Origin of the sequence: Lactobacillus xujianguonis (genome assembly GCF_004009905.1) — a bacterium.
Taxonomy (GTDB): domain Bacteria; phylum Bacillota; class Bacilli; order Lactobacillales; family Lactobacillaceae; genus Lactobacillus; species Lactobacillus xujianguonis.
This window is the reverse complement of record NZ_ML136896.1, coordinates 22,521-29,098: the sequence shown is the minus strand read 5'-3', so window position 1 is coordinate 29,098 and position 6,578 is coordinate 22,521. Positions and strand designations below refer to the sequence as shown.

At 43.9% G+C, this 6,578-nt stretch carries 12 protein-coding genes; all 12 read left to right on the top strand.

Annotation, left to right across the window (positions count from 1 at the left end; translation table 11 throughout):
* On the top strand, positions 1 to 328 hold a 328-nt coding region (locus tag EJK17_RS09140; RefSeq protein WP_210403768.1), incomplete at its 5' end, for a hypothetical protein.
* Positions 329 to 478: 150 nt separating this feature from the next.
* Entirely contained in the window at positions 479 to 730 is a 252-nt protein-coding gene (locus EJK17_RS09135; RefSeq protein WP_103661461.1) for a hypothetical protein, read from the top strand.
* A 90-nt stretch (positions 731 to 820) separates the two neighbouring features.
* Entirely contained in the window at positions 821 to 1,213 is a 393-nt protein-coding gene (locus EJK17_RS09130; RefSeq protein WP_103661460.1) for a hypothetical protein, read from the top strand.
* Positions 1,214 to 1,325: 112 nt separating this feature from the next.
* Positions 1,326 to 1,574: a VRR-NUC domain-containing protein gene (locus EJK17_RS12105; protein ID WP_342769182.1), complete on the top strand. Its 249-nt coding sequence runs from the start codon at positions 1,326 to 1,328 to the stop codon at positions 1,572 to 1,574.
* A gap of 384 nt (positions 1,575 to 1,958) precedes the next feature.
* Positions 1,959 to 2,468 (top strand): ArpU family phage packaging/lysis transcriptional regulator, encoded by a 510-nt coding sequence (locus tag EJK17_RS09120; protein WP_103661458.1) that lies wholly within the window; start codon positions 1,959 to 1,961, stop codon positions 2,466 to 2,468.
* Between the two features lie 1,200 nt (positions 2,469 to 3,668).
* Complete coding sequence (locus EJK17_RS09115; RefSeq protein WP_127796374.1) at positions 3,669 to 4,127, top strand: hypothetical protein; 459 nt, start codon at positions 3,669 to 3,671, stop codon at positions 4,125 to 4,127.
* Complete coding sequence (locus tag EJK17_RS09110; protein ID WP_103661456.1) at positions 4,127 to 4,471, top strand: hypothetical protein; 345 nt, start codon at positions 4,127 to 4,129, stop codon at positions 4,469 to 4,471. Before EJK17_RS09115 ends, EJK17_RS09110 begins: the two co-directional genes overlap by 1 nt.
* Positions 4,461 to 4,652, top strand: coding sequence for a hypothetical protein (locus EJK17_RS09105; protein WP_103661455.1), 192 nt, complete (start codon positions 4,461 to 4,463; stop codon positions 4,650 to 4,652). Before EJK17_RS09110 ends, EJK17_RS09105 begins: the two co-directional genes overlap by 11 nt.
* A 123-nt stretch (positions 4,653 to 4,775) precedes the next feature.
* Positions 4,776 to 5,213 carry a hypothetical protein gene (locus tag EJK17_RS09100; protein WP_103661454.1) on the top strand — a complete coding sequence of 146 codons (438 nt, stop codon included), beginning with the start codon at positions 4,776 to 4,778 and terminating at the stop codon, positions 5,211 to 5,213.
* The gene (locus EJK17_RS09095) at positions 5,213 to 5,557 is read left to right on the top strand and encodes a hypothetical protein (protein ID WP_103661453.1); all 345 of its coding nucleotides are present in this window, start codon (positions 5,213 to 5,215) and stop codon (positions 5,555 to 5,557) included. Before EJK17_RS09100 ends, EJK17_RS09095 begins: the two co-directional genes overlap by 1 nt.
* 326 nt (positions 5,558 to 5,883) lie before the next feature.
* Positions 5,884 to 6,195 (top strand): hypothetical protein, encoded by a 312-nt coding sequence (locus EJK17_RS09090; protein ID WP_103661451.1) that lies wholly within the window; start codon positions 5,884 to 5,886, stop codon positions 6,193 to 6,195.
* A gap of 12 nt (positions 6,196 to 6,207) precedes the next feature.
* A complete protein-coding gene (locus EJK17_RS09085; protein ID WP_127796373.1) occupies positions 6,208 to 6,504 on the top strand; it encodes a hypothetical protein in 297 nt (98 codons plus the stop codon).
* The last annotated feature ends 74 nt before the right edge of the window (positions 6,505 to 6,578 follow it).

Here is a 6,578-nt window from a genome sequence, read left to right as displayed (position 1 = left end):
TATTAAGAGCAAACAAAGTAGAGACTACCAACCGGGTGACGTGTTTCGGTGCATTGCTGCTCGCGACAGGGCGGACTTCTTTATGCTAATTGTGCATCATGAAGAAGCATTACCGCCTATAGGTGATAGCCAATCTTACAAGCGTTGGTATGGCCTTGTTCATTTGTCCTATGGCTCAATGTTTTATGACAAAAGAATAAAAGAGAGCAGTGACGATGAGTTTAGTACGCCAAGCCTTGACGTTCTTTTTAACGCGTTGAATAGCTGCTATGACTTTGTCGAAGAGGTCGATTTCTACGGCAGCCAAGAGAAACCGGTGGAAGACTAATGGCCGGCGTTAAGTACTTATCGGACGCTCCATATTTGAAATTTATACCCGGAATAGTTGAGATAACTGATACTCGGCAGGAAGTGAAACGGTTTAACATCCAAACCTTACAAAGAGAAGTTGTAGAAACGTAGAGAGAGAGGAAAAATAATGGCAAGTAACGCATTAAGCTATCTGAAAAAGAAGCTAGAAACCAAGGAAGGTAATATGCTGTCCGCTAAGGGCTATGAGGTGCTGTTTGATAGTCACATGATCACGACTAAGCAGCAAGCGGACACCTTAACCGAGATCTTGGTCGATATCAATACAAGCTCGTATCAAGCCGGCTATAACGACGGCAGAGCCGACCAAGCATACGAGGACGGAAAAAAGATGGGACAGGTGCTAAAAGATGCTAATTAAGCTAGTCGAGTTTATCGCAATTGCCCTTATGGCATGTATCGCCGTGGGTACCATCTGCACAGTAGTTAAGTTATGGGAGGATTTTAAAAAATGGAATGGATAAACGCAATCTTATCAGCGGTCTTACTTGTCGTAGTGATCTATAGTGGTCACCTATCAAACGTGTACCACGATAGTGTCGACAAATACCAACAAAACAACGCCGTTGCCTTACAAGCGGCATTTAACAAAATTACGGAGTTAGAGGACGACAACGAGCGCATCGTAAGGCAATTCCGGGCACAGGAAAAAGCCATGCAAGATATGAAGGATATAATCGACCGACAAGACGGCCTAATTAACAGCCTTTACGATGTTGTCAAGTCAAATGATGCGGCACAACAAGAGCATAATCGCAGCTTTGCAAAGTCAATTAGACGTATCGCCAATTTAGCAAGGGGTGAAGAGATTGAGACGGATAAGAAGAGTAAGAAAACGGCGTAAGGCTGGTCCAGAACACCGCATTCAGAACGACATTATCGCCATGCTGAGAATGCACCGGTGCGAGTGCTGGCGCGGTAACGTCGGGTTGTTATACACCAAGGACGGTCGGCCAATGCGGACAGGTCTTCCTAATGGGTTTCCGGACTTGTTTGGTATGAAGATGGCCAACGGCAAGGCGTTTTATATCGAGGTTAAGACCCCGACCGGCAAAATACAACCAGATCAAATAGCATTTCACCACGAATTAATGCACGCTCATGCTGTACACGGCATTGCGCGCAGTGTGGAGGATGCTATCAAGATTGTTGATGAGGAGTTAGTCGGGTTTGGATATCCGAAGGAGGACATTTGGTTATGTTAGCAGTAGGCGTGGGCGAGACTATCACGGACGGCGTGAGCGTGTATGTACTCGACCGAGATTTAAGTTATCGCAAGGTTAAAGGCGACCCAAAGAGAGCTAATCATAGAGTTAGCACCGAAGTATTAAAGGTATTGGTGAGCGCATGAAGCTATGGTTAGGCTATTTTTTAAGAATTCTAGCTCTTCTTACATTTGTTGTGTCTTTCGTCGCAAGTTTTTTATTAATAATCGTTTGGGCCTTGAAAATGAACACATGGTGGAGCTACACATTATTAATTGCTGGACTAATAGTTATGTTATCGGTGGCGTTTGCTACATGGGCATATTTTATAGATTAGATTAACCCGCGCTTGTTGGTCTTAGCGGGTATAGGAGTGATACAAGAATGGCAGATAGAGCAGAGCAGTTATTTTTAGACGATGAAATGGCAATTGACCATAAGGAGACCGCAAGGAACGTACGCGATTTTTTGACGAACAATTTCGAAAAATATCAGAACTTGGCAGGCCTTAATCCCTCTGATCTGTCTGTTATCGATGACAGTCACATTTCTAGTCCGAAAATGGACGCGAGCGGCGTTTCTGCGCACGGTGGGGTTAATCATACTGAGTCGAGCTTTAACCGCATTATGGCGGCAGAACAAGCATGTAAGGCAATCTATCATACGATAAGAAATTGCCGGCAGAGTGACACCAAACCCTATCGCAAGATACTGACAGAGGTGTATCTCAATTGCGTAGAGGACACCAAGGTGCAAGGAATGTTAGGTTACTCGCCAAGTCAATACGACGAGCTTAAGCGGCGCGCCTTGTGTGAGTTCGCCGACCGGTTTGATGCATGGAAGTATCGGTATCACGTGGAATATTTAAAAGACCTGCATGCATGGGTAGGTTAGAGACCGGACTTTGACCGGACTTTGACCGGACTTAAGCCGGCATTAGACCGGCAATAAACCGGACATCGACCGGATACACTAGGGGTTATTATGATATTGTCGAAAAAATGAGATAAAGGTAGTAAGGAATCTCAGTGATCGATATCAAAAAGCCATTCTTAATAACTATTAAGTAACTTAACGAGATCTAATCCTCTCAACGTTCACGGGTTCGACTCCCGTGCGCGTTATAGCCTTGCGATGACACCGCGTGTCTTTTTGAGTTTGAGTCACACCAACGGCCGAGCGGGCAGAATACTTTTTCAAACTTAGAAAAAGCGGTTCTTTTTCAACGTATACATGCGCCGCCTCATCAAAGGACAGGCGGCTACGGTGTAGGCTAAGGTAGCGGTGCGGTTGCCTTTATCGCACTACGGGGTTCAACTCCCTGCTACGCCTTCGAACAATCTCATACCGTGTAAATTAAACTTTTAATGAGTAAATTTACAAGAATACAATTTATTGTGTTTTGTCATTCAAAAGATGGGAGCGTTAGTGGTATGCGCGCGGGCTCGATTCCCGTATTGTTCATAGCCCAAATGGGCTAACGGTTTTTTTCGAAATGTCGAACTTTACAGTCTTTGAAGCGGTTAATGTGCCAATAGTCTTATAGAGTTCTGCTTTGTGAAAGGAAGTGGCGTTCACTTCCCTATAAAAATACGAAATTACTCCGTTATGTTGACGTAAAAACTATAGTATTTTGACGCGTTTGTGGCACCCGCGCGGGTTTGACTCCCGTACCGCTTTATAAGCAGAGTTGCTCCATACGTAAAAGTTATCTAGTGAGTGCTTTATTAGCTAGCTCTGCGTCATTGGTGGTTAGTTTAATTAGATTAAAACAGTAGGTTCTATGATCTGGGACACTGATACGGGTGCAAGTCCCGTACCACCACTAGCCCGCGAGTGCGGGCGAGTTTTCCAATTTATAAAATACCTTTTGATTTAATAAAGTTTCTACACAACCTTCAAATTTTATCTGTAAGTTTACGGGCAGAAATGCCCGGTCCCTACAATAGCCAGCCCACTAACCCGAAGGCAGACCAAAGGCGCAAGCCGTAGGCTGTGGCGGTTCGATTCCGCCGTGGGCTTTACTAAACTAAATAACAACAATTAAGGCACTACTCATGCGAGCGGTGCCTTTTTTGCATATCAAAAAGAGGTGTGAGGGTGTATCACAAGCAACCCGACCAGCAAGACAAGACGCTGGCAGAGTGGACCAAAGAGACAAACGCCGCCAGTCCGCCAGATAAGCATGGCGGCATAATCGGCTGGGTGCATCACAAGACTGCGCCCGTGGTGGTGCCTAAACAAGAAGTGCCAATCGGCACAAGGCGGAAACGCATGGAAGTTAGTTATATGTATTTGCAAAGGGCACTAGCCCAAGAAAAAGAGGACGCAAAGGAGTATAAGAACATGGTCAAGGCTACACAATTAATCGACAAGTTAGAAGCAGAAAAGAACGAGTACATCGATAAGACTTTGAAGATTGATGATAAGATTATCAGCCCAACAGGCATCTCAGACACGCAAGTTAAGTTACTGAGCGTTGAAAGAAATGCCCTTAGAACACTAACAAATGTAGTTGATATGCGTATCGATGATTTAAAGGAGCAAGACTAATGAAGAAGCTATTAACATTTGCTGCCGGTGTAGTACTCGGCGTGATCTACCATGAAGAATTAAAAGACGGCTACGATAAGCTTAAAGCAGCTTATGAAGAAGGCAACAAGAGTTTTGATGGTGAAAAGATCGCTAAGACGCTTGAAGATCACATTGAAAAGAGCCTAATTGATGACTACAAGGAAGACCTTAACGCGCCAGACGGATGGTATTACGACAAGGACTCACACACCTATCGCCCCGACGTACACCACGATGACAATTATTCAGCCGGCAAGGGTCACATTACCGACAATGACGGCTCATTTAACTACCACAAGGGAGACGACGGCAGTGACGCCTAAACAGTACGAAGAATTGCGCAAGCGTTTCACGCTGTTAGAACGGGCTAAGTACTTAGATAAGCACGCCAAAGCTCAGACGGCAGCAAACATGATCAAGAAGATCGCATTTAAGCAAGAAGCGGGTATGATGCCCGACGAGTATATCAAAAAGTATAAAAATTCATGGAAGAAACAGCGTTAGAACGCGATATTAAGCGCGCTATCCGGTGCGTGGAAGACCCCGACAAAGATATGCAACGGTGGTTTAAAGCACGCACGGGCATGACGCCACGCGAGTTTATCGACAAATGGGAGCGTAAGCTCAATGGAAAATAAGAACAATCCTATCTATAGTCCACGTGAACTGCTTGTTCCGATTGATAGAGATATGAAAGTGAAGTGTCTTATGGACGGCTATTTAAAGCGGGTTTGGCATCCCGACAGATTAGTTAATAACAAATTTGTTGATTACGATAAAGACGAGCTAGCTCAATGGCACACAGTCAAGGAACTGCGCGCAGCAATCGGCGATAAGCTATTAAGAGATGACCTAAATCTGATATTTCTAGACAAAATGGAAGACCCATTAACGGCTGTTTCGGTGCCCGTTGTATTTTTTGACAAAGGTGGCGAAGACGGTGAGTACGGTTACAGAGGTATTGTGCGCATTGTAGCAGGCGAAGGCGACCAAATTAAGATCGATTTAGGTGCGACTTTAGATGGGCCATGTGATTCCATAATTTGGAAGGTGAAATTACACTAATGAAGTTAATTGATAAGCGCAAGAACAAATTAGCAATTGATCTCGATGATTTTGAACCGGGCGATATCGCCCTTGTGCGTTACCATGGCGAAGATGTTGCTTATTTAGTCATACAAGGCTATGTAAGAAAGTCAATGACTGATAACGTGCGTGATTTAAAAGATCACCATGTTTATAACTTACTTAAAGTTAAAGATATGTGGTTCGGTTATGTACCGGTATTTGCCGAAAATCAGCCAATAAGAGATCTATTTAAATGCTTTGACCCTGCTACGATTACCCGTATCAAGGCCGATCAAGTAAGTATCGTGATTAAGGAAAAAGAAAATGCTGACAAAGAGTGACATTATAACCAAAGGCATTAACTATGACGAGCTGAAAAAACCGCACTCTATCCGCGAGTTGCAAGACGCACTCGGCAATGATTGGAATTGTGAAGGCATTAGACTTTTCTGGGAAGGTAAGCCTACATGGAACTAAACGATATTAGAGAAACACTCGTGTATATCGACGGTCACAAGAAGGTCGACCCCGAACAGGCACACGCAACGGAAGACAAGCTCCACGTCGAAGTATTGTACGATATTGCAAACGGTGTGTGCCCCGACCCTCAACGATATGCAAGACAGGCATTAAAGACGCGTGAAATTGATTTTCCGCGGTGGTACTCATGAAATTAATGAAACCGTACGACAAGGATGAAGCAACGGTATTTGTTGACGGTGCAAGCAACGATTATTGTCACCTTACCGATGATATGAAAAGGATGGTCCCATTTAAGATCACAATTGAGCTTAAACCGGAAGCAATGAAAAGGATTAAGCCTAAGGTTGGTTCAAAATTTGAAATGCAATTAAAAGGGCCATATCACTATGAAGGCAAGGTAACCAAGATCGAAGGCAACAAGATAACGGTTGAGGGCAAAGAACCATTCATTCAAGTTCTCAACGCTGCACTTGAAAACGTCGACACGATGAAATAGCAGGTGAACAAAATGAGCAAAGAAAACAAGAAAAGACCAGAAATGGACGATGAACAATTTATACATGATGCTAAGTATTTTGCAGCGGTCGAAGCATTTGACAAGTATGGCAAAGACAAGCCAAGTGATGCTGATATTGCTCGCATTAAGATGACTTGGTACGTCCATTTTAACGGTCAATATAAAGCCGTATTTCGAGTTAAAGGTGACGATGCTCGCCTTATTGACGTAACTACGAGCGAAGGCAATGAAGCATATGCAGCTGTATTCCATACTTATGTATATAACAAGGACGAGAAATATAGATAATTAATTAGGGCGTTGCCAATGCGGCAGCGCCTTTTTGCATGGGTTGAGAGCTATCCCGGAAAAACTCTATTTGA

Coding starts and splice junctions, on each gene's coding strand:
- EJK17_RS09135 (WP_103661461.1), top strand. CDS start 479: ATGGCAAGTAACGCATTAAGCTATCTGAAAAAGAAGCTAGAAACCAAG.
- EJK17_RS09130 (WP_103661460.1), top strand. CDS start 821: ATGGAATGGATAAACGCAATCTTATCAGCGGTCTTACTTGTCGTAGTG.
- EJK17_RS12105 (WP_342769182.1), top strand. CDS start 1,326: ATGCGGACAGGTCTTCCTAATGGGTTTCCGGACTTGTTTGGTATGAAG.
- EJK17_RS09120 (WP_103661458.1), top strand. CDS start 1,959: ATGGCAGATAGAGCAGAGCAGTTATTTTTAGACGATGAAATGGCAATT.
- EJK17_RS09110 (WP_103661456.1), top strand. CDS start 4,127: ATGAAGAAGCTATTAACATTTGCTGCCGGTGTAGTACTCGGCGTGATC.
- EJK17_RS09100 (WP_103661454.1), top strand. CDS start 4,776: ATGGAAAATAAGAACAATCCTATCTATAGTCCACGTGAACTGCTTGTT.
- EJK17_RS09095 (WP_103661453.1), top strand. CDS start 5,213: ATGAAGTTAATTGATAAGCGCAAGAACAAATTAGCAATTGATCTCGAT.
- EJK17_RS09090 (WP_103661451.1), top strand. CDS start 5,884: ATGAAATTAATGAAACCGTACGACAAGGATGAAGCAACGGTATTTGTT.
- EJK17_RS09085 (WP_127796373.1), top strand. CDS start 6,208: ATGAGCAAAGAAAACAAGAAAAGACCAGAAATGGACGATGAACAATTT.